Here is a 22150-nt window from a genome sequence, read left to right on the forward strand (position 1 = left end):
GCAGAGATCCGCTCCTGCGCCCGCCCGGCCCCCCTCCCGCGACGCCGTGCTGGTGCGCCGCACCATGGCCGAGGTGGGCCCTGTCGCCGACAAGGTCACCTCGTACTTCTACGCGCTGCTCTTCGTGCGCCACCCAGACCTGCGCCAGCTGTTCCCCGCCGCGATGGACACTCAGCGGGACCGGCTGCTCAAGGCGCTGCTGATCGCAGCCGAGCACATCGACAACACCGAGGTCCTGGTCACGTACCTGCAGAACCTCGGCCGTGGGCACCGCAAATACGGCACCCGTCCCGAGCACTACCCGGCCGTCGGCGAATGCCTCATCGGCTCCCTGAGCCGGTACGCCTCGGCGATCTGGGACGAGGAGACCGAGGCCGCCTGGGTCCGGACGTATACGACGATCTCGCAGATCATGATCGATGCCGCGGCCGCGGACGAGCTGCTCGCCCCGGCCGCGTGGTACGCGGAGGTCGTCTCACACGACCTGAGAACCCCCGATGTCGCCGTCATCACAGTTCGCCCCGACCAGCCGTACCCCTTCCTCGCCGGGCAGTACACCAGCCTGGAAACCCCCTGGTGGCCGCGGATCTGGCGGCACTACTCCTTTGCCTCGGCACCCCGCTCCGACGGGCTGCTGTCCTTCCATGTGAAGGCGGTCCCGGCGGGCTGGGTGTCCAACGCGCTCGTGCACCGCGCCCGGCCCGGCGACATCATCCGGCTGGGACCGCCCGCCGGCTCGATGACCGTCGACCACACCACCGACAGCGGACTGCTCTGTCTCGGCGGCGGCACCGGCATCGCCCCCATCAAGGCACTCATCGAGGATGTCGCCGAACACGGTGAGCGGCGCCCGGTCGAGGTCTTCTACGGTGCCCGCACCGATCACGACCTGTACGACATCGACACCATGCTGCGGCTCCAGCACATCCACCCCTGGCTCGCGGTCCGCCCCATCGTCGACCAGCAAGCACATCTCCAGCTCCCCGACGCCGTACGCGAATACGGGCCGTGGAACGAGTACGACGCGTATCTCTCGGGCCCGCCCGGCATGATCCGTAGTGGTGTACACGCGCTGAGAGACATCGGCATCCCGTTCGAGCGGATCCGCCACGACTCGGTGGAAGAACTCGTCGCGGCCGTGGACTGACCGGCCTTCCACGCAAGAGCGAGACGTCACCCCAGGTCAGGGGCGTGCATCGCCAGTACGCCCTCAATGTTCCCGTCCAGGTAATGCCGCAGCGACAGCGGTACGAGATGGACGGAAGCGATCCCCACCCGGGTGAAGGGAATGCGTACGATCTCGTACTCGCCGCTCGGCTCATCGATCTCGGGTCCATGGCGCAGCGAGGGGTCCATGGACTCCAGACGGCAGACGAAGAAGTGCTGCACCTTCACGCCGGTCGAGCCGCTGTCCTCGCCGATGTGCTCGACGGTGTCGACGAAGCAGGGGACCACGTCGGTGATCTTGGCGCCGAGTTCCTCGTGCACTTCACGATGGAGCGCGTCGACGACGGTCGTGTCCTCCGGCTCGACCCCGCCGCCGGGCGTCAGCCAGTAGGGATCTACCCCCGGCTTGGTTCGCTTGATCAGGATCAGGTCATCGCCGTCCAGCAGGACGGCCCGGGCGGTGCGCTTGACCACGGGTCGGACGGTCATGGGAGAAATGTGGCCCAGCGGGTTCCACGTGAAACATCTCCCTCACGACCAGTCGTTGGCGGCCTGAAGCAACCATTCGTGCGCCCGCGCGATATGCGGCATGGCGAGCGTGCCGGTGCGTACCACCAGGAAGTACGTACGCAGGGGAGGCACCGCGGGGTCCAGCAGTGCCATCACGTCGCCGCGCTCCAGGGCTGTTGCGCACAGGTAGCGGGGTAACACCGCGAGCCCCGCGCCGGTGGTCGCGCAGGCGAGGACCGCGCGGAGGTCGGGGACGATGACGGTGCCCGAGGCGGCCGGGCGCGAGTCGAAGACGGCGGCCCAGTAGCGGGCGACGAACGGCAGCGACTCGTGCACCTCCACCACGGGGAAGTTCTCGAGGGCGGGCGCGCTCTCGCAGTGCAGCTTGTCGGAGCCGATGCGGGCCTCCCAGCGCGGGGAGGCGACCAGGACGTGCTCCTCGTCGCAGAGCGGAGTCGCCGTGAGCAGGGCGCCGCGCGGACGGGCCGTACTGATGGCCAGATCGTGATGCCCGGCGGCGAGTCCCTCCAGCGTCTCCTCGGCGTTGCCGAAGGAGGCGCGCAGCGCGAGGCCCTGGCCGTCGTCTCCGGTGAGCTCCGTCAGCGCCGGCAGGGCGCGTTCGGCGGTGAATTCCGGTGGCCCGGCGAGATGAAGGGTGCGTATGGAGGACGCCTCGTCGAGGCCGGTCTCAGCGATCTCAACAAGGGCATCCAGATGCGGTGCGGCCTTGTGGGCGAGCTCGTCGCCGATGGTCGTAGGGGTCACTCCGCGGGCCTGGCGTAGAAAGAGCGGCCGCCCCAGCTGCCGTTCCAGGGTGCGGATCTGGGAGGTGACGGCCGGCTGCGAGAGACCGAGCAGCGCGGCGGCGCGGGTGAAGGAGCCGGCCCGGTGCACGGTCACGAAGGTCCGCAGCAAGGCCAGATCCATGGTGTGTCGCCCCTCTCTCCAGCCCCACGGCAGCGCTCAACTATAAATAAGTCGATAGGTCTCTGTCGCTACTGTGATTGGACACTGACACAGAGTCAACTAGCCTTGGTCGCGCGGTTCTTGCGCGCGGAACCGGGACGGTCCGAGCCACGAGGGGGGAGGCTCGGACCGTCCGCCGTACGCTTCGGGTTACTGAACGTTTGCTCAGGAAGCCGTCACCGCGCCGACTCGTCGAGCGCACGCAGCACATCCGCCACCAGGTCCCCGGAGTCCTCGGCGCCCACAGAGAACCGGATGAAGCCCTCCCCGACCGCGTCCCCGCCCCAGCGGCCGCGCCGCTCGGCCGTGGACCGCACCCCGCCGAAGCTCGTCGCGTCGTCCACCAGGCGCAGCGCATCGAGAAAACGGTCGGCACGCGCGCGCGTGGGCAACGAAAACGACACCACACACCCGTAGCGCCTCATTTGCTGTGACGCGGTCTTGTACGAGGGGTCGTCGGGCAGCCCCGGATAGCGCAGCCCCGTCACCTCGGCCACGTCACGCAGCGCCTCGGCCAGCATCAGGGCGGTGGCGTTCTGCCGGTCGACGCGCAGCTGGAGCGTGGCGATGGAACGGTGCGCGAGCCAGGCCTCCATCGGCCCCGGAATGGCCCCGACGATCTTGCGCCAGCGCCGCACGGCGGCCATTGCCGAGGCGCCGCCACCAGTGACGTACCCCAGAAGGATGTCCCCGTGCCCGGTGAGCTGCTTGGTGCCGCTGGCCACCGAGAAGTCGGCGCCGAGTTCCAGCGGGCGCTGGCCGAGCGGGGTCGCCAGGGTGTTGTCGACGGCGACGAGGCAGCCACGCGCGCGTGCGGCCCGGGCGAGCCGGCGGATGTCGCACACGTCGAGTCCAGGGTTCGACGGGGTCTCGATCCACAGCAGTTTCGCGCCCTCGAGCACGCCGAGCTGGGCGTCGCCGCCGGTCGGCGCGGTGCGTACCTCGATGCCGTACGCCTCGAGCTGCTCGCGGACGAGCGGCAGTACCTGGTAGCCGTCGCTGGGCAGGACGACGGTGTCGCCGGCGCGCAGCTGAGAGAAGAGGACCGCTGAGACGGCCGCCATGCCGGAGGAGAAGACGAGCGTTTCGACACCGCCCTGGCCCGGTGCCTCCAGCTCGCCGATGGCGCGCTCCAGGTGGGTCCAGGTCGGGTTCTCGTCGCGGCCGTATGCGTACGGGCCGGTGACCTCGCCCGGCAGGTGGTAATGGGCGGCGAAGACCGGCCCTGGAAGGGTCGGCTCGTGTTTGACGGGGTCCGGCAGTCCGGCCCGCACCGCGCGCGTGCCGTCACCCACCCCGGTAACGGAATCCGTCATGCCGCTTGCCCCTCCACATGCTTCTGAACCGCGGCGAGCAGCCCGACGCTCGCCACTTCCACCATCTCGAGGCACTCTTCGAAGCCGTCCATGCCTCCGTAGTAGGGGTCGGGTACGTCAAGATCGTCCCCAACGCCTTCAGAAGGGGCGTGCAAAGCACTCGTTGAGGTGTGGTCGGGCGACGGGCGGGCGTACGAGCGCAGGAGCTGGACCTTCTTCGCGTCCTCCGAGGTTGGTGCGAGGCGTCGCAGGGCATGCAGGTGGCTGCTGTCGAGTGCTATGACCAGGTCGAGCCGGGAGAACCACGAAGCCCGGAACTGCCGGGCCGTATGGTCGCTTTCGTAGCCGTTCGTCACCAGAACGGAGACGGTGCGCGGGTCGGCGCCGTCTCCCTCGTGCCAGCCGCCGGTGCCGGCGCTGTCCACCTCGACCAGTCCGTCGAGCCCGGCCTCCGCCACACGCGCGCGGAAGACGGATTCGGCCATCGGGGAGCGGCAGATGTTGCCGGTGCAGACGAAGCACACGCGATAGGGCATCAGGGCCACTCAGTCCTTGTCGGGAAGGACGACGTTCAGCGCCCAGGAGACGATCGAGATGATCAGGCCGCCCAGGACGGCGGTCCAGAAGCCCTCCACGTGGAAGCTCAGGTCGAGCTTGTCCGCGAGCCACGAGGTGAGCAGCAGCATCAGGGCGTTGATCACCAGCGTGATCAGGCCGAGCGTGAGAATGAACAGGGGGAAGGTGAGTACCTTCACCACCGGCTTGACCAGGAAGTTCACCAGGCCGAAGATCAACGCGACGAGAAGCAGTGTGCCGGTCTTCTTGCCCCCGCTGTCACCGGTCAGGGTGATCTTGTCGAGCACCCAGACGGCGACTGCGAGAGCGCCCGCGTTGGCGATCGTCTTGACTACGAAATTCTTCATGTGTCTGATCGTGGCAGACGAGATCGGTAACGAGTGCGGACGAGGGCGATGAAGGCATTCCGGCTGGACGAACTGGAGGCGGAGCGCGCCGCGAACGACGGTGCGTATCTCCAGTTTCTGCATGAGAAGAACATGTCGGTCGGCCTGTACGCGCTGGACGCGGGCACGCAGGACCCGCAGCAGCCACACCGCCAGGACGAGGTGTACTTCGTCGTGAGCGGCCGCGCAGCGATCACGGTGGGCATGGAGACGACCCAGGTGGCGCGCGGCAGCGTCGTCTACGTGCCCGCGGGGGTGGCCCACAAGTTCCACCACATCAGCGAGGATCTGCGGGTCCTGGTGGTCTTCTCTCCGCCCGAGAGCTGACGCCGCGTCTCAGGGTTCCCTAGGGGAACGATCAGGGGAGGACAAGGGGTGCCAGACCCCCATCGGCACCCCTGCCGCGCCTAGCATCGAAGGCAGGACATTCATGACTCGTCGACCCGTCAGCACGGGGGACGGGCAGAGAGACAAGGAACAAGGGCGATGCGAGAGATCTTCGCGGGGATGCCGTGGTGGGTGAAGTGGGTTGCGGTGCCGGTCATCGCCCTCGTCGTGTTCGGCGGCGTGATAGCGAGCGTCGTCGGGTTCGTGATCGGCGTGCTCTTTAAGTTGCTGGTGTTCGTGGCGCTGGTCGGCGGGCTCATCTACGTCGTACGGAAGTTCATGTCGAGCTCGTCGTCACGGAGCGACTGGTAGAGCGCCTGGCGAAGCATCTTGTACGCGGCGGAAGCGGGCACATGGGCTTCCGCCGGGGCTTGCCGACAACCGGTCGGCAATAACAGGAATCAACGGTTCCCTCTGGGGAGGGAAGTTTTCCCGGCAGGCCGTCCGCAAGCGGTGGCGGGCGGTTAAAGTCCGGAAATCGACGCGGGGTTGATCCCCGCGGGCGGCGCACAGATCCCTCCCGTGTCACCCCCGCACGGGCGGCCCCCTCGCGCTAAGGAGTGACCCTTGGCCACTGCTGACACCGCATCCCCAGAACGGCACGTCTCCTCCACCGAGCCCCACTCCACCACACTCATCGGATCCGTACAGCGCGCGATGCGCCTCCTGGAGTCCGCCGCCCAGCACGAGCACGGGGCGCCCGCCAAGCAACTGGCCCGCGAGGCTCACCTCGCGCTGCCCACGGCCTATCACCTGCTGCGCACTCTGGCGTATGAGGGATATCTGCGCCGTGAGAAAGGGCTGTTCTTCCTCGGTGAGGCGGCGGAGCGGCTCAGCAGCAGCGCTGCCCGGCAGAAACGTCGCAGCAAGGTCGTCGACGCGCTCGCGCAGTGGCGGGACTCAATCGGTGTGCCCGTGTACTACGCGGTCTACCGAGAGGGTGAGATCGAGGTCCAGTGCGTCGCCGACACCCCGGCCAATCCGGCGGTCGAGGAGTGGGCCGACTTCCGCGAGACCGGGCACGCCCACGCGATCGGCCAGTGCTTGCTGTCCCAGCTCGACGAAGAAGCCCGTCGGGAGCACCTCGACCGCTATCCAGTGCAGTCGATCACTCCGTACACGGTGCGTGACGATCACGCTCTGTTGCGGCGCCTCGAAGGATCGAAACGCACGCAGCCGACGATCGAGCGTCAGGAGTACGCGCTGGGGACGGTCTGCGCCGCGATTCCGATCACGGCGGGCACCACGGTCGGCTCGATGGCCATCTCTCTGCCGGCCCACCATGCCGACCGACTGCTGCCCGCGGCACGGCAGTTGCAGAACGAGATCGGCAGGCTGCCGGGGACACTCGCTCTCTCTATCAGCATCTGAAAACTCACTCCTTGTGATCTCTCGTGTACGTTAAGCAAGATGCCAGCAGTGTCAGGTGGATGGTTCCTGGCCAGTCGACGGCAGACGGCGGGGTAGGCGATGCGCGAGTCGGTAGTACAGGCAGAGATCATGATGAGCTTTCTCGTATCGGAGGAGCTCTCCTTCCGCATCCCGGTGGAGCTGCGATACGAGACCTGTGATCCCTATGCCGTACGGCTGACCTTCCACCTGCCCGGCGATGCTCCGGTGACCTGGGCCTTCGGGCGGGAGCTGCTGATCGACGGCGTGGGCCGGCCGTGTGGGGACGGCGATGTGCACATCGCGCCCGCCGGCTCCGAGGGATTCGGCGATGTGCTGATCCGCCTCCAGGTGGGCGCCGACCAGGCGTTGTTCCGCTGTGGTGCGGTGCCGCTCGTGGCGTTCCTCGACCGCACGGACAAGCTGGTGCCACTCGGGCAGGAGCACTCCCTCGCCGACTTCGACACACATCTCGACGAGGCCCTGGACCGCATCCTGGCGGAGGAACAGAGCGCGGGCTGAGTCGTACGGTGCTCAGAGTGCCGTAACGCTTCAGCGCTTGCGACGGCGGCCCTTCCCGCCGATGACCGGCGTCCTGGTGCCTGCCTGGGTCTGCTCCTGCGCTCCTGCCTGCGTATGAGCCTGCGCCGGAGACACGGAGCCGGGGCGGTCTGCCGAGACCACGAGAGCGGCCAGGGCCGTGGTGACCGGTACGGAGGCGACTAGGCCGATCGAACCGACGAGCGTGCGCACGATCTCCTCGGCAACCAGCTCGCTGTTGGCCACCGTCCCCACGCCGCTCTGCGCGATCGAGAACAGCAGCAACAGCGGAAGCGCGGCGCCTGCGTACGCGAGGACGAGCGTGTTCACGACGGACGCGATGTGGTCCCGGCCGATGCGGATACCCGCGCGGTACAACCCGCGCCAGCCCATCGCCGGGTTGGCCGCGTGCAGCTCCCAGACGGCCGAGGTCTGCGTCACCGTCACATCGTCGAGTACGCCGAGTGAGCCGATGATGACGCCCGCGAGCAGCAGACCGCTCATGTCGATGGATGGGTACAGGCCATGGATCAGACCGGTGTTGTCGTCCGTGTTGCCGGTGAGCGCGGCCCAGCCTATGAACAGGGAGCCGAGCAGCCCGATCAACAGCAGCGAGAGCAGCGTTCCGAGCACCGCGACCGACGTACGGGCCGAGAGTCCGTGGCACGCGTAGAGCGCGATCAGCATGATGGCGCTGGCTCCAACGACCGCAACCACCAGGGGATTCGACCCCTGCAGGATCGCGGGCAGGATGAAGAACGTCAGAAGGAGGAAGCTGACGGCCAGCGCGATCAGCGCCATGACACCGCGCATCCGGCCCACCACGACCACGACGAGCGCGAAGATCCCCGCGAGTAGCGCCATAGGGAGCCTGCGGTTCACATCAGTGACCGAGTACTGGAGGTCCCTGGGGGCGTCGGGCGCGTACGCCACGATCACCTCCTGCCCCTGGCTCAGCTGCCGCGACGAGTCCGGCTGGACGATCTCCGTGAAGGTACGGCCCTTGTCCTTGCCGGTGTCGACCCGGACCGTCGCCTTCTTGCAAGTGCCGGTCGCCTGCTGCTGCGCGGAGGAGCCCTCCGCGGTCGAGGTGTCGCCGGTCGGGGCCTCCCCCGAGGCGTTGACGGACTTGCAGTCCACCTTGTCGACCTTGGTCACCGTGGCCTGCTGGGTCTGCCGGTCGAAGCCGACCCCGGTGCGTTCATGCGGTGGGGCGCCGCCTGGCCAGAGCACCGCGAGTCCTACGACGACCGCCGTGGCGAAGGGAATCAGTACCGCGGCGATGACCTTGCGCAAGTGTTGGGACACGGGTGCGGGAGGGCCATGGCCATGACCGTGGGCATAGCTGTTGCCAGGGCCGTCACCGGAGCCATGGCTGTCACCGGGGCCGTGGCCGTGGGGCGGTTCGGACGGGGGGAGCGGGGGCTGGTGCGTTGTAGTCACCGACCGATCATCGCAAGAACGGAAGGGGCCCACTGTTCAGCGCGCCCAATATGACGCTAGCGTGGAGGGACCTTTTGCACACGCGGGAGCTCGGAGCACCGGGCTGAGAGGGCGCTGACCTCCGTCCCAGCGATGTTTCACGTGGAACATCGCCGTACGGAAGCCGCTGCGTCGACCGCCGAACCTGTTACCGGGTAATGCCGGCGTAGGGAGTAGGTCTCATGACCAACAAGGACGTACGCACGCCTGCCTCCAGCCACACGGACGGGGAGTCTGCCCCGCCCGCGAACGGCGAGGCCGGGAAGTCCATCGGCTGGCACAAGGCGTATGTCGAGGGCTCACGCCCCGACCTGCGGGTGCCTGTCCGGCAGGTGCATCTCACCAACGGGCATTCGGTCACCCTGTACGACACCTCCGGCCCGTACACCGATCCGACCGTCGACACCGATGTTCGCAGGGGCCTGGCGCCGCTGCGCGAGAACTGGATCATTGCCCGCGGCGACACCGAGGAGTATGCGGGCCGTCCCGTCCGCCCCGAGGACGACGGGATCAAGCACACCTCGCCGCGCGGCGGACTGCGCAACCTCGACGCGGTCTTCCCGGGGCGTCCGCGCCAGCCGCGCCGGGGCCGCGGTGGTGCGGCCGTCACACAACTCGCGTACGCACGACGTGGCGAGATCACACCGGAAATGGAGTTCGTGGCGGTCCGCGAGAACGTCGACCCCGAGGTCGTACGCGAGGAGATCGCCGCGGGGCGGGCCGTGCTGCCCGCGAACGTCAACCACCCTGAGATCGAGCCGATGATCATCGGCAAGCGGTTCCTGGTGAAGGTCAACGCCAACATCGGCAATTCGGCGGTCACTTCCTCCATCGAGGAAGAGGTCGAGAAGATGACCTGGGCGACCCGCTGGGGTGCCGACACGGTCATGGACCTGTCCACCGGCCGCAATATCCACACCACCCGCGAGTGGGTGCTGCGCAACTCCCCTGTCCCCATCGGCACGGTTCCGCTCTACCAGGCGCTGGAAAAGGTCGACGGTCGCGCCGAGGAGCTGACCTGGGAGATCTACAAGGACACGGTCATCGAGCAGGCCGAGCAGGGTGTGGACTACATGACCGTGCACGCGGGCGTGCGCCTGCCGTACGTACCGCTCACCGCGAACCGCAAGACCGGCATCGTCTCGCGCGGCGGCTCGATCATGGCGGCCTGGTGCCTCGCGCACCACAAGGAGTCGTTCCTCTACGAGAACTTCGAAGAGCTGTGCGAGATCCTGGCCGCTTACGACGTCACGTACTCGCTCGGCGACGGCCTCAGGCCCGGCTCGATCGCGGACGCCAACGATGCGGCTCAGTTCGCGGAGTTGAGGACGCTCGGGGAACTCAACACGATCGCCAAGCGTTTCAACGTACAGACCATGATCGAGGGCCCGGGACATGTCCCGATGCACAAGATCAAGGAGAACATCGACCTTCAGCAGGAGATCTGCGATGAAGCTCCGTTCTATACGCTCGGCCCGCTGACGACGGACGTCGCGCCGGCGTACGACCACATCACCTCCGGCATCGGTGCCGCGATGATCGCCTGGTGGGGCACGGCCATGCTCTGCTATGTCACGCCCAAGGAGCACTTGGGCCTGCCCAACCGTGACGACGTCAAGACCGGCGTCATCACCTACAAGATCGCCGCCCACGCAGCCGACATCGCCAAAGGCCACCCAGGTGCGCAGGAATGGGACGACGCGCTGTCCGACGCCCGCTTCGAGTTCCGCTGGGAGGACCAGTTCAACCTGGCCCTCGACCCGGACACGGCCCGCGAGTTCCACGACGAGACGCTTCCTGCGGAACCCGCCAAGACGGCCCACTTCTGCTCGATGTGCGGACCGAAGTTCTGCTCGATGAAGATCAGCCAGAGCATCACAGAGCAGTTCGGTGGCGACGCGGCGGAGGGAGCCTCACCCGAGGAAGTCGCCGAGGGGATGCTCCAGAAGTCGAAGGAGTTCGCGGCGAGCGGGAACCGGGTGTACCTGCCCTTGGCTGACTGAAAGTGCCGAGGGGGCAGACCGTCTGGCCCGCCCCCTCGGGCTCCTGCTTGGGCTTGCGACCTGTTGCAAAAAGGTGTTCGTCATGCCGCAGAAGAGGAGAACAGGGGTGAACTGGACACTGGGCGAGGAGTTCGAGACGCCTGACGGGACAGTGCGATGGAGAGCCCTCGGCAGCGGAGATCCGGTGGTGCTGGTACACGGCACCCCGTATTCCTCTTTTCTCTGGCGGGACATCGCTCCAGCGCTGGCCCGTACTCGCACGGTCTTCGTCTTCGACCTTCTCGGCTTTGGCCAGTCGGACCAGCGTGAGGGCCAGGACCTCAGCCTGGCGGCTCACGCGAGGAACTTTGCCCGGCTCCTCGAACACTGGGAGCTGTCCCGCCCCAGCGTCGTCGCCCACGACATCGGCGGGGCCGTGGCACTGCGGACGCTGTTGCTGGAGGAGAGGAGCTACCGGGACCTGACCCTCTTCGATGCGGTGAGCGGCGGTGAGTGGGAGGGAGGGCTCTTCCAGCTCATCCTGGAGCATGCGGACGTCTTCCAGCGGCTTCCGGACTACGCTCACGAAGCGCTGGTCGCCAGTCATATGCGGCACGCCACACACATCGGCTTCCGGCCAGAAGTCCTCGACGCGTTCCTCGCACCGTGGCGGGGGGCCGCAGGGCAGGCCGCGTTCTACCGCCAGTACCGCCAGATCAGGCAGACGGACACCGCCGAGTACGAGAACCTTCTGAGCGGGATGTCCCTTCCGGTGCGCCTCATCTGGGGCCGTGAGGACCGCATCCTCCCCCCGAGATACGCCGACTGGTTGCACGCGCGCATACCGCACGCCGATCTGCACTGGATCGAGGGCGCGGGCCACCTCCTCCAGGAAGACGCACCGGGGCAGCTGTCGGACTACCTCACCGCCGGGTTCCCCTCAGAGAGGTGAGGAGGGGCGAATGACCACCAACTGAATCCGGAATCCGTCGCCAAGCGTTGTTCCTGGAGAGGACGGGACCGAGTACTCGTCTCAGCGCCTGATGGGTGTGCTCGCGGAACGTTGTGGGGCGGTGCGGTAACGGAAGAGGCAAGATCGCCCGGTGCTTGATCGATCTGTCTAGCCTCCGTGGCATGGGCGGAATCGATGTGGCCAACGGAGTGGTCGGGGCCGTGATCGGCATGGTGCTCGCGACGCTGTTCCAGCAGCCGTTGCAGGACGCCTGGTACCGGCTGCGCAGGCGTTCGGCCAGCGCGGTGCGCGGTCTTCGGGCACGCGAGGAGACGAGCCCGGCCTGGCGGACCTTCTCCCTCGGGCCTCTCCACACCTCCGCACTGATCGTGGAGGGAGACGGCGAAACGCCGATCGCAGCCGAGGGAGTCCACATCCACGTACACGACGAGGAGGTTGTTCTTCCCGACGACATGGCGGGTTGGCGGAGCGAGATCGAGGCGGAAAGCGAGCAACTGCGGAGGGAGAGCCGGACACCGGTGTGGAACGGTCCGCGGTATGCCGTCGAGTCGCTCGACATCTCCCGGACGGCGCTCGCCGAGCACCCCGTGGTCCATCTGCGGCTGCGGCCGACCGACTACTACACGTTCCTCGCCGCGCAGCAACTCGATCGCCGCCTTCCCGACGGTACGACCCCTCGCAGCCGTTACCTCGACCCGGACAAGCCGCTCGCGGCACCGGCGTTCCTGCAGTGCAGCTTCGCCGTCAACGTCGCGGTGGTGACCGCCGATGACCTGCTGGTCGTCAGCCGGCGCAGCGACCGCGTCAGAATGGCGCCCGGCGTGTGGAACTCCTCCGTCAACGAAGGGATGTCACGGCACATAGATTCCTCCGGCAGGAGCGCACCAGACCTCCACGCCGTCTCCCGCCGCGGGATGCGGGAGGAACTGTCGCTGGAGCCCCACGAGTACTCACTCGTGCAACTGGCCTTCGCACTGGACGTGGAACGGCGTCACTGGAGCGCGCACTTCTACGCACGCCTCAAGGAGCTGACCGGCGAAGGCCTCCAGGGCCGGATGAGCCGGGGCGTGGCCGACCGCTGGGAGCACCAGACGATCGACTACGTTCCCTTCCGCGCGGGCGACGTCGCGAGGTATCTGCTGCGCGCGGACCGGATTCACCGGTGGGCGCCCCTGGCACCAGCCCTGTTCCACCTGGCGCTGGTCCATGTCCATGGCCGTACGCCGGTGGAACGGGCCGAGGCCCAGGTGGTCCGGCGGCTCTGAACGGCCGCCTCTCCCACCCGGGCCCACCGCTGCCCAGTCACGCTGCCCAGTCACGCTGTCCAGGTCACTCCGTCCGTCGGCCGGTAGGGCGTCATTCCGGCTGATGCTCCGGTCCCCCGAAGTCCGGGCTCGAGAAGTCCGGGCTCGAGTAGCTGGGGCGGGGGCCTGCCGCGGGGCCGCCGTCGGGGCTGCTGAAGCCCGGGCGGTTGTAGCCGAGTTGGGGGATTCGGCTGGTCGGCTGCGGCGGTGTCGTACGGCCGAGGGCCGCTGTGCCCGGGTCGGCGAGTGCCTCCCGGAGGAACGGCATGATGCCGCGCTCCAGGAGGGCCTCGTGCCAGGCTTCCCTGGCTCGGGTCACTTCCTCGTTGCGTTCACCGTGCGCGCCGGCCTGGAGCGAGCTCGCGCCGTTGCGCAGGGCGGTGAGCAGTAGACCGACCGCGGCGATCAGGATCGCGGCCGCGGTCACGGCGCCGAAGACCCAGCCGGTGGTGAGAAGGGTCTGGGCGAACGCCGGCTCGGGGTTGAGCATCTTCAAGAGGTAGCCGACGAGCAGGAAGATCGCCGAAGCTGTGCCGGCGAGGACGGGAGTGAGTACCGCGGCGACGGCGACGGCGCCCGCCCCGGCGGTCTCGGCGGCCTCCCCCATGGTGGCGGCGAGCCCCACCGCGCTCGTGCCCGGCTCCGTGGAGCCGGATCCTTCGCGGACGCGTGGGGTGGACGGCGCCGGCTGGCGCAGTTCCTCACGGACCTTCACGTAGTGCTGGTATTCGGTTGCCGCGGCCGCCGCGATGAGAGCGGAGGCGTTGAGCGCCATCGTGCGCAGCTGCTCGGGGTTGAGTCGCTGGCCGACAGCGGCGAGTTCCGGACGGTTTGGTGCGGAGCGCAGCGCCTCATCGAGGATCCGCTCGTACTCTTGGCGGTCCTCGCTCAGCAGGTGCTGCGGAACGCTGTTCATGTGCATCCCCCGATGCTCCGTAGGGCTTGGGGCTCGGCATGCTGACGAGCCGTCGGGCAGAAACGGAGGGGAGCCTGCTACGGATAAGCCGATGGTAGAGCGGGGACGGCACACGGTGACAGGGGGTTTCCAGAAATTGCCCCCTCGCCGACACCGTCCTCCATGGCAGAACGCCTGCCCGGGGAACGCTCAGCTATCCAGGGGCAGTTGCTGGACCAGTAGCTTTCCGGCCATGGTCACGCCGCCGTCCATCGCGATGGCGAGCCCGTCGGCGTACACATGCGGTCCCTCGACCACGGGGCCCGCGGCATCGTCGTCGTCCTCCGAGCCCACCTCGCCGAGGAGGTACGGAATGGGGCTGTGACCATGGACGATGCGGGAGCCGCCGTACATGTCGAGGAGTTCGCGCACGGCCTGCGCGCCCCCGTCGTCGCGGAACGCGAAGCGCTTGGTGAACTTGCGGAAGAGATCCCAGCACTCGTCCGCGTCGTTGCGTGTGAGGGTTTCGCGGACGGTGTCGTTGACCGCTTCGATGGAGTCGCCGTAGTCGAGATAGGCGGTGGTGTCGGAGTGCACCAGGAGGTGCCCGTCCGCCACCTCCATCGCGTCGAGGCGGGCCATCCACTGGAGATGTACGTCCTCGAGACGCTCCATGTCGGTCTTCTGCCCGCCGTTGAGCAGCCAGGCCGCCTGGAAGGTGGCCGTCCCCGCACCGGAGTTGACGGGGGTGTCGCCGAACCGCTTGGCGCCGAGCAGCAGCAGTTCGTGATTGCCCATCAGCGCCTTGCAGTAGCCGCCGGCCGCGGCGGCCTCGGCGGACAGCCGCATCACGAGGTCGATGACGCCGATGCCGTCAGGCCCGCGGTCGGTGAAGTCCCCGAGGAACCACAGCCGTGCGGTGCCCGCCGACCAGTGGCCGTCGATGTCGATGAGTCCCTTCTCGCGCAGGGCGGCGACCAGTTCGTCGAGATAGCCGTGCACATCGCCGACGACGTACAGCGGACCCGGCCCGTCGACGGGCTGTGAGACGGGCGCGGCTTCGGTGCTGACCGGCACCTGAAGGGTGTCACCGCGGTTGATGACGGGCAGGTCGCGCTGCGTCGGCGTGTAGCCCTCGACACCCGCGACACTCTCGACGCCCTCGATGTCCTCGCCTGGTCTGGCGCCCTCACCGGGAGGCATCTGGTACGCGGGAGGCGGCTGTTGCCCATGAGGACCAGGCTCGGGGTACGGGCCGGAGGGCAGCGCGTACGGATCGGCCTCGTGGACGTACGCCGGCACGCGGAAGTCGCGCACCGTCGGCGTCCGCATCTCGGGTCCCTGACCGGCCCCCTGAGTCATCGACCCCTCCACCACCATCGCGCCGCATCTGCACCGCATCGGACTGCCTGGTCGCAGCGGCCCGCGGTGTCGTGCGCCCATCATAGGAATGCGGATCGCGCCATGTGATGACCCAGGGGTGGTGAATCGGGGCAGGACCCCGGTTCACCGTGGTTTTCTCCCGAATTGGGAGGTGCTTTTCCGCCAGGTGTCACCACCGGACGTCACTCCTCCTCCGGTGACCGGGGCGGGCTGACGGTCGTACGCGGCGGCCGCCGCTCGGAGGAGGTCCGCACGATCAACTCCGTGGGTATCACCTGCTCGACCGGTTGGTCCGATTCGACCCCCTCGATGGCGTCGATGAGGAGCTGGACCACGGCCGTGCCGATGTGGCGCGGCTTGAGTGAAAGAGTCGTGACGGGCGGCTCGGTGTTGGTGTACACCGCCGACTCGCTGCAGCACACGAGCAGCAGATCGTCCGGTACGCGCAGGCCGTAACGGCGGGCCGCCGCGAGGAGGTCGGTGCCGTTCGGGTCGAACAGCCCGTACACGGCGTCGGGCCGGTCGGGCCGGGCGAGCAGCCGGTCGGCGGCGACGGCTCCCGCGCAGGGATCGTGCGCCGGGTAGGCCTCGTACACCGGCTCCTGGCCGACATGCTCACACCAGCGCAGGTACGCGGTCGTCGACAGATGCGTGTACGTGTCCGTGGAGGTTCCGGTGAGCAGACCGATCCGGCGGGCGCCCGCATCGGCCAGATGGTCGAGGATGCCCATGACCGCGGCCTCGTGGTCGTTGTCCACCCAGGCGGTCACCGGCAGCGAGCCGGCCGGCCGCCCGTCGGAGACCACCGGTAAACCCTGGCGGACCAGTTCGGTGACGACCGGGTCGTGGTCGGACGGGTCGATGACCACGGTCCCGTCCAGGGCCACGTTCGACCACACGTCGTGGCGGGAGGTCGCGGGGAGGATGACCAGGGCGTAGCCCCGGGCGAGCGCGGCCGAGGTGGCGGCTCTGGCCATCTCCGCGAAGTACGCGAACTCCGTGAAGGTGAAAGGTTCATCCCCGTAGGTCGTGACGGTCAGGCCGATGAGGCCCGACTTTCCGGTACGGAGCGTTCGGGCCGCGGCGGAGGGGCGATAGCCCAGCCGGTCGGCGACCTCGCGGACATGGCGTCGGGTGGCGTCCGGGAGCCGGCCCTTGCCGTTGAGCGCGTCGGACACGGTCGTGATGGAGACTCCGGCGGCCGCGGCCACATCTCTGATGCCCGCCCGGCCCGGCCGACTGCCTCGACGGGAGGTCTCCGCCCGGCTCACCTGGTGCTTCCCTGCTGCTGTCATGGCGAGCCGATAGTAGGGCTCATGTGGTGGGGTAGTGCGGACGCATATTCACTCGTTGACAGGCACGTTTCTGCATGGTCGAGAGCGGTCAATTGGCTTGGAATATAAGGTAGTTGAGCGATTCAATGACAGTACGTCACTTGTCGACGCGCATGGGCCTGCCAAAGGGGTCATGTTTCGAAGAGGTCTCAACTCACCTGCACGAGGGATGCGCGCCACGGAGTGAGCCACCGGCGCGAGGGCAGGGTGGCGGCGCGCCCCCCATTTCGTACGCCTTCGTGGGCCGATGCCCGGGAGCTTCCTGAGCGGTCGGTCCCGAGCCATACGCAGCGGCGCCGAATCCTCTTAAGGTGAGGAGTATTGGAAGCCGGTGGTGGTCATCCGGTGGTGGTGACGAGGAGGACTGCGGTGAGCGAGACGAGCCCCAAGCTGCGTGCCGAGCTGGAGGGTATCCCCACCTACAAGCCGGGCAAGCCCGCCGCGGCCGGCGGTCCGGTGGCGTACAAGCTGTCCTCCAACGAGAACCCGTATCCCCCGCTGCCCGGGGTGATGGAGACCGTGGCCGCGGCGGCGGGATCCTTCAACCGCTACCCGGACATGGCGTGCACGGCGCTGATGAGCGAGCTGGCGGACCGTTTCGCGGTGCCGCTCACGCATCTGGCCACCGGCACGGGCTCGGTCGGGGTCGCCCAGCAGCTGGTGCAGGCCACGAGCGGTCCCGGTGACGAGGTGATCTACGCCTGGCGGTCCTTCGAGGCGTACCCGATCATCACGCAGATCAGCGGGGCGACGTCGGTGCGGGTGCCGTTGACGCCGGGGGACGTGCACGATCTCGACGCGATGGCGGACGCGGTCACCGACCGGACGCGGCTGATCTTCGTCTGCAATCCCAACAACCCCACCGGCACCGTGGTGCGCCGGGCCGAGCTGGAACGGTTCCTCGACCGGGTGCCGAGCGATGTCCTCGTGGTCCTCGACGAGGCGTACCGGGAGTTCATGCGCGATCCCGAGGTGCCGGACGGCGTCGAGATCTACCGTCGGCGGCCGAACGTGTGTGTCCTGCGTACGTTCTCCAAGGCGTACGGTCTCGCCGGTCTGCGGGTGGGCTTCGCGATCGCCCATGAGCCGGTGGCGGCGGCGCTGCGCAAGACCGCCGTGCCCTTCGGCGTGAGCCAGCTCGCACAGGACGCGGCGGTTGCCTCCCTGCGCGCCGAGGACGCGCTCCTCGGCCGGGTGGGCTCGCTGGTGTGCGAGCGCAACCGGGTGGTCGAGACGCTGCGCGGACAGGGCTGGACGGTGCCCGAGACGCAGGCGAACTTCGTCTGGCTGCGGCTCGGCGAGCGCACGGTCGACTTCGCGGCGGTCTGTGAGCAGGCCGGTGTCGTCGTGCGTCCCTTCCCGGGGGAGGGCGTGCGCGTGACGATCGGCGAGACCGAGGCGAACGACATCTTCCTGAAGACGACGGAGGGGTTCCGCAAGGAGCTCTAGATTGGCGGCGCGGGCGGTCGGCAGAGCGCCGTCGTGGACGGGGCTCTGCCGACCGCCCGCGCTCCTTCGCATCACAACGGCCTGACCTGCCCTTTCGTGCCAGGGGGCGAACGGTCCACGCTTAGGGACCCCCCGGCCCTCGTGCCTCGAACGGCCATGCGTCATAATTGCTTGTGAATGTGAACGCGTTCACAAGCTTGCCCGGTTGATCCCGTGATGTGTGCGACAAGCGGGACAAACTGCCGCTGTGACCACGGCGACGTAAGGAGAATGACGACGTGGACCTGGCTTTGGCGCCGGAGACCCTGGCGCGATGGCAGTTCGGCATCACCACCGTCTACCACTTCCTCTTCGTCCCCCTGACCATCTCCCTCGCCGCGCTCACGGCCGGCCTGGAGACCGCATGGGTGCGCACGGGGAACGAGAAGTACCTCAGGGCGACCAAGTTCTGGGGGAAGCTCTTCCTGATCAACATCGCGATGGGCGTCGTCACAGGCATCGTGCAGGAGTTCCAGTTCGGCATGAACTGGTCCGACTACTCGCGCTTCGTCGGTGACGTCTTCGGCGCCCCGCTGGCCTTCGAGGCCCTGATCGCGTTCTTCTTCGAGTCCACGTTCATCGGCCTGTGGATCTTCGGATGGGACAAGTTGCCGAAGAAGATCCACCTCGCCTGCATGTGGATGGTCTCGATCGGCACGATCCTCTCGGCGTACTTCATCCTCGCGGCCAACTCCTGGATGCAGCACCCGGTCGGCTACCGGATCAACGAGCAGCGGGGCCGCGCCGAACTCACCGACTTCTGGCTGGTCCTGACCCAGAACACGGCGCTCGCCCAGGCCTTCCACACCCTCTCCGCGGCCTTCCTCACGGGCGGCGCCTTCATGGTCGGCATCGCCGCCTTCCACCTGGCCCGCAAGAAGCACATCCCCGTGATGAAGACCTCACTGCGGCTCGGCCTGGTCACCGTCGTCATCGGCGGCACGCTCACCGCGATCAGCGGTGACACGCTCGGCAAGATCATGTATGAGCAGCAGCCGATGAAGATGGCCGCGGCCGAGGCGCTGTGGGACGGCGAGGCGCCCGCACCCTTCTCGGTCTTCGCCTACGGGGACGTCGACAAGGGCCACAACAAGGTGGCCATCGAGGTTCCGGGGCTGCTGTCCTTCCTCGCCAAGGACGACTTCAGCTCGTACGTCCCCGGCATCAACGACGTCAACAAGGCCGAGCAGGAGAAGTACGGTCCCGGCGACTACCGGCCCAACATCCCCGTCGCGTACTGGGGCTTTCGCTGGATGATCGGCTTCGGCATGACGTCCCTCACCATCGGCCTGGCCGGACTCTGGCTGACCCGGAAGAAGTTCATGCTGCCGCAGCACCTGCGCGTGGGAGATGACGAGGTGCCGCATCTCGTACTGCTCCCCAAGAAGGCGCTCGGCCCGACGCTCACCAAGTGGTACTGGCGCATCGCGATCCTCACGCTGGGCTTCCCGCTGATCGCCAACTCCTGGGGCTGGATCTTCACCGAGATGGGCCGCCAGCCGTGGGTCGTGTACGGCGTGCTGCAGACCCGCGACGCGGTCTCCCCCGGCGTATCCCAGGGCGAGATCCTCACCTCGATGATCGTCTTCACGACGCTCTACGCGATCCTCGCCGTCATCGAGGTCAAGCTGCTCGCGAAGTACGTCAAGGCCGGACCGCCCGAGCTCACCGAAGCCGACCTCAATCCGCCCACCAAGATCGGCGGCGACTCCCGTGACGCCGACAAGCCGATGGCCTTCTCCTACTAGGCCCAGGGAGCTGCAGAGTCATGGAACTTCACGATGTCTGGTTCGTCCTCATCGCCGTCCTGTGGATCGGCTACTTCTTCCTGGAAGGCTTCGACTTCGGGATCGGTGTCCTCACCAAGCTCCTTGCCCGTGACCGGGCCGAGAAGCGGGTGCTGATCAACACCATCGGACCGGTCTGGGACGGCAACGAGGTCTGGCTGCTCTCGGCGGGCGGCGCGACCTTCGCCGCCTTCCCCGACTGGTACGCCACGCTCTTCTCCGGCTTCTATCTGCCGCTGCTGCTCATCCTGGTCTGCCTGATCGTGCGCGGAGTCGCCTTCGAGTACCGGGCGAAGCGGCCCGAGGAGAACTGGCAGCGCAACTGGGAGAGCGCGATCTTCTGGACCTCGCTGATCCCGGCGTTCCTGTGGGGTGTGGCTTTCGGCAACATCGTGCGGGGCGTGAAGATCGACCGGGACATGGAGTACGTCGGCAACCTCGGGGACCTGCTCAACCCGTACGCGATCCTGGGCGGTCTGGTGACGCTGACGCTGTTCACCTTCCATGGCGCGGTGTTCGCCGCACTCAAGACGCTGGGCGACATCCGGGAGCGGGCGCGGAAGCTGGCGCTGCGGCTCGGTGTGGTGACGGCCGTGCTCGCGCTGGTCTTCCTGGGCTGGACCCAGGCCGACAAGGGCGACGGCACGAGCCTGGCGGCGTTGATCGTGGCGGTGGTCGCGCTGGTCGCAGCGATCGGGGCGAACCAGGCGGGGCGCGAGGGCTGGGCGTTCGCACTGTCCGGAGTCACCATCGTGGCCGCCGTGGCGATGCTTTTCCTGACGCTCTTCCCAAACGTCATGCCTTCTTCGCTCAATGACGACTGGAGCCTCACGGTCACCAACGCCTCGTCGAGCCCGTACACGCTGAAGATCATGACCTGGTGTGCGGGGATCGCGACACCGGTCGTGGTGCTCTACCAGGCGTGGACGTACTGGGTGTTCCGCAAGCGGATCGGTACGCAGCACATTGCCGAAGCTGCGCACTGAGCTGCTCAATGCCGAATCCGGACGGCCAAATCCAGGGGCATGTTTCACGTGAAACGTGCCTGTTGAGAAGAGGGTGTGTTTCACGTGAAACACACCTGCTTGACCCGAGGGTGTGTTTCACGTGAAACCGATCGACCCGCGACTGCTCCGGTACGCCCGCGCCACCCGCCTCTTCCTGGTGGCGGTCGTCGTGCTGGGCGCCGCCGGGGCGGCGCTGGTCATCGCCCAGGCGATGCTCATCGCTGAGGTAGTGGTCGGCGCCTTCCAGCACGGGCTGGAGGTCGCCGAACTCCGCACGCCACTCCTGCTGTTGGTGGCCGTCGCGGGTGGCCGGGCGCTCGTCTCCTGGCTCACAGAACTCGCCGCGCACCGGGCCGGCGCGGCGGTCAAGTCAGAGCTGCGGGGACGGCTTCTTGAGCGTGCGGGCGCGCTGGGGCCAGGTTGGCTGAGCGAGCAGCGCACGGGGTCGCTGGTCGCGCTCGCCACGCGCGGAGTCGATGCGCTCGACGACTACTTCTCGCGCTATCTGCCGCAGTTGGGGCTCGCGGTCGTCGTGCCGGTGGCGGTGCTCGCGCGGATCGTCACGGAGGACTGGGTGTCGGCGGCGATCATCGTCGGCACACTGCCCCTCATCCCCGTCTTCATGGTGCTCATCGGCTGGGCCACACAGTCCCGGATGGACCGTCAGTGGCAGCTGCTGTCGCGGCTTTCGGGGCACTTCCTGGACGTGATCGCGGGGCTGCCCACGCTCAAGGTGTTCGGGCGGGCCAAGGCGCAGGCCGAGTCGATCAGGCGGATCACCGGGGAGTACCGGCAGGCGACCATGCGGACCCTGCGGATCGCCTTCATCTCGTCCTTCGCGCTGGAACTGCTCTCCACGCTGTCGGTCGCGCTGGTCGCGGTGACCATCGGGATGCGGCTCGTCCACGGCGACATGGATCTGTACGTGGGACTGGTCATCCTCGTCCTCGCGCCCGAGGCGTATCTGCCGCTGCGGCAGGTGGGGGCGCAGTACCACGCGGCGGCGGAGGGCTTGGCCGCCGCCGAGGAGATCTTCTCCGTGCTGGAGACGCCGGTGCCGGCATCGGGGACCGCGACCGTGCCGCCCTCCGGTGGGCTCCGCTTCGAGGGAGTGACCGTCCGGTACCCCGGGCGGTCGTCCGACGCGGTGTCGGACGTGTCCTTCACAGTCGAACCCGGCGAGACGGTCGCGCTCGTCGGGCCCAGCGGCGTGGGCAAGTCGACGCTGCTGAACGTGCTGCTGGGGTTCGTGGAGCCCACGTTGGGGCGGGTGGGTAT

21 protein-coding genes are annotated in these 22150 nt (G+C 67.9%); 12 read left to right on the plus strand and 9 right to left on the minus strand.

Features of this window, described 5'->3' with window-relative positions; translation table 11 throughout:
• Positions 1-1147, plus strand: a 1147-nt coding sequence (locus G5C60_RS37695; protein ID WP_241267361.1) for a globin domain-containing protein, incomplete at its 5' end; no start/stop codon positions are given.
• Positions 1148-1173: 26 nt separating this feature from the next.
• Here G5C60_RS37695 and G5C60_RS37700 read toward each other — a convergent pair.
• From G5C60_RS37700 to G5C60_RS37720, 5 genes are all read right to left on the minus strand, one after another.
• The gene (locus tag G5C60_RS37700) at positions 1174-1656 is read right to left on the minus strand and encodes an NUDIX domain-containing protein (RefSeq protein ID WP_165266368.1); all 483 of its coding nucleotides are present in this window, start codon (positions 1654-1656) and stop codon (positions 1174-1176) included.
• 42 nt (positions 1657-1698) lie between these two features.
• Positions 1699-2604, minus strand: a complete 906-nt coding sequence (locus G5C60_RS37705; RefSeq protein ID WP_165266370.1) for a LysR family transcriptional regulator — start codon at positions 2602-2604, stop codon at positions 1699-1701.
• Positions 2605-2819: 215 nt separating this feature from the next.
• Complete coding sequence (locus G5C60_RS37710) at positions 2820-3959, minus strand: cystathionine gamma-lyase (RefSeq protein WP_165266372.1); 1140 nt, start codon at positions 3957-3959, stop codon at positions 2820-2822.
• Positions 3956-4495 carry a low molecular weight protein-tyrosine-phosphatase gene (locus tag G5C60_RS37715; RefSeq protein ID WP_165266374.1) on the minus strand — a complete coding sequence of 180 codons (540 nt, stop codon included), beginning with the start codon at positions 4493-4495 and terminating at the stop codon, positions 3956-3958. The genes G5C60_RS37710 and G5C60_RS37715 overlap by 4 nt, the downstream gene beginning before the upstream one ends.
• Before the next feature lie 9 nt (positions 4496-4504).
• On the minus strand, positions 4505-4882 hold the full coding sequence (locus G5C60_RS37720) for a phage holin family protein (RefSeq protein WP_165266376.1): 378 nt from the start codon (positions 4880-4882) through the stop codon (positions 4505-4507).
• A 48-nt stretch (positions 4883-4930) separates the two neighbouring features.
• Between G5C60_RS37720 and G5C60_RS37725 the strand changes: the two genes are divergently transcribed.
• From G5C60_RS37725 to G5C60_RS37740, 4 genes are all read left to right on the plus strand, one after another.
• Positions 4931-5248 carry a cupin domain-containing protein gene (locus G5C60_RS37725; protein ID WP_165266378.1) on the plus strand — a complete coding sequence of 106 codons (318 nt, stop codon included), beginning with the start codon at positions 4931-4933 and terminating at the stop codon, positions 5246-5248.
• 159 nt (positions 5249-5407) lie between these two features.
• Positions 5408-5620 carry a DUF5326 family protein gene (locus G5C60_RS37730; RefSeq protein WP_165266380.1) on the plus strand — a complete coding sequence of 71 codons (213 nt, stop codon included), beginning with the start codon at positions 5408-5410 and terminating at the stop codon, positions 5618-5620.
• Between the two features lie 345 nt (positions 5621-5965).
• Complete coding sequence (locus G5C60_RS37735) at positions 5966-6679, plus strand: IclR family transcriptional regulator (RefSeq protein WP_165266409.1); 714 nt, start codon at positions 5966-5968, stop codon at positions 6677-6679.
• 99 nt (positions 6680-6778) lie between these two features.
• Positions 6779-7219: an SsgA family sporulation/cell division regulator gene (locus G5C60_RS37740; protein ID WP_165266382.1), complete on the plus strand. Its 441-nt coding sequence runs from the start codon at positions 6779-6781 to the stop codon at positions 7217-7219.
• A gap of 30 nt (positions 7220-7249) precedes the next feature.
• Here G5C60_RS37740 and G5C60_RS37745 read toward each other — a convergent pair whose 3' ends face one another.
• Complete coding sequence (locus G5C60_RS37745) at positions 7250-8680, minus strand: YibE/F family protein (RefSeq protein WP_165266384.1); 1431 nt, start codon at positions 8678-8680, stop codon at positions 7250-7252.
• Positions 8681-8901: 221 nt separating this feature from the next.
• Here G5C60_RS37745 and thiC point away from each other — a divergent pair, with 221 nt between their 5' ends.
• The 3 genes from thiC to G5C60_RS37760 all read left to right on the plus strand — a co-directional run bounded on the left by thiC (position 8902) and on the right by G5C60_RS37760 (position 12939).
• On the plus strand, positions 8902-10722 hold the full coding sequence (thiC, locus tag G5C60_RS37750; protein ID WP_165266386.1) for a phosphomethylpyrimidine synthase ThiC: 1821 nt from the start codon (positions 8902-8904) through the stop codon (positions 10720-10722).
• 106 nt (positions 10723-10828) lie between these two features.
• The gene (locus tag G5C60_RS37755) at positions 10829-11653 is read left to right on the plus strand and encodes an alpha/beta fold hydrolase (RefSeq protein ID WP_338146044.1); all 825 of its coding nucleotides are present in this window, start codon (positions 10829-10831) and stop codon (positions 11651-11653) included.
• Positions 11654-11835: 182 nt separating this feature from the next.
• Complete coding sequence (locus G5C60_RS37760) at positions 11836-12939, plus strand: hypothetical protein (protein ID WP_165266390.1); 1104 nt, start codon at positions 11836-11838, stop codon at positions 12937-12939.
• A 91-nt stretch (positions 12940-13030) separates the two neighbouring features.
• On the opposite strand, the gene G5C60_RS37765 is transcribed toward G5C60_RS37760, so the two are convergent.
• The 3 genes from G5C60_RS37765 to G5C60_RS37775 form a co-directional block, all read right to left on the minus strand.
• Positions 13031-13900, minus strand: a complete 870-nt coding sequence (locus G5C60_RS37765) for a hypothetical protein (RefSeq protein ID WP_165266393.1) — start codon at positions 13898-13900, stop codon at positions 13031-13033.
• A gap of 183 nt (positions 13901-14083) precedes the next feature.
• Complete coding sequence (locus tag G5C60_RS37770) at positions 14084-15235, minus strand: metallophosphoesterase (protein ID WP_165266395.1); 1152 nt, start codon at positions 15233-15235, stop codon at positions 14084-14086.
• Positions 15236-15438: 203 nt separating this feature from the next.
• A complete protein-coding gene (locus G5C60_RS37775) occupies positions 15439-16551 on the minus strand; it encodes a LacI family DNA-binding transcriptional regulator (RefSeq protein ID WP_165266397.1) in 1113 nt (370 codons plus the stop codon).
• Positions 16552-16959: 408 nt separating this feature from the next.
• Between G5C60_RS37775 and hisC the strand changes: the two genes are divergently transcribed.
• The 4 genes from hisC to cydD all read left to right on the plus strand — a co-directional run.
• Positions 16960-18039, plus strand: a complete 1080-nt coding sequence (hisC, locus tag G5C60_RS37780; RefSeq protein WP_165266399.1) for a histidinol-phosphate transaminase — start codon at positions 16960-16962, stop codon at positions 18037-18039.
• Positions 18040-18317: 278 nt separating this feature from the next.
• The gene (locus tag G5C60_RS37785; protein ID WP_165266401.1) at positions 18318-19826 is read left to right on the plus strand and encodes a cytochrome ubiquinol oxidase subunit I; all 1509 of its coding nucleotides are present in this window, start codon (positions 18318-18320) and stop codon (positions 19824-19826) included.
• A 20-nt stretch (positions 19827-19846) separates the two neighbouring features.
• Positions 19847-20851: a cytochrome d ubiquinol oxidase subunit II gene (gene cydB, locus G5C60_RS37790; RefSeq protein WP_165266403.1), complete on the plus strand. Its 1005-nt coding sequence runs from the start codon at positions 19847-19849 to the stop codon at positions 20849-20851.
• Between the two features lie 121 nt (positions 20852-20972).
• On the plus strand, positions 20973-22150 hold a 1178-nt coding region (gene cydD, locus G5C60_RS37795; protein WP_165266405.1), incomplete at its 3' end, for a thiol reductant ABC exporter subunit CydD.

This window comes from Streptomyces scabichelini, assembly GCF_011045015.1.
Classification (GTDB): Bacteria; Actinomycetota; Actinomycetes; order Streptomycetales; family Streptomycetaceae; genus Streptomyces; species Streptomyces scabichelini.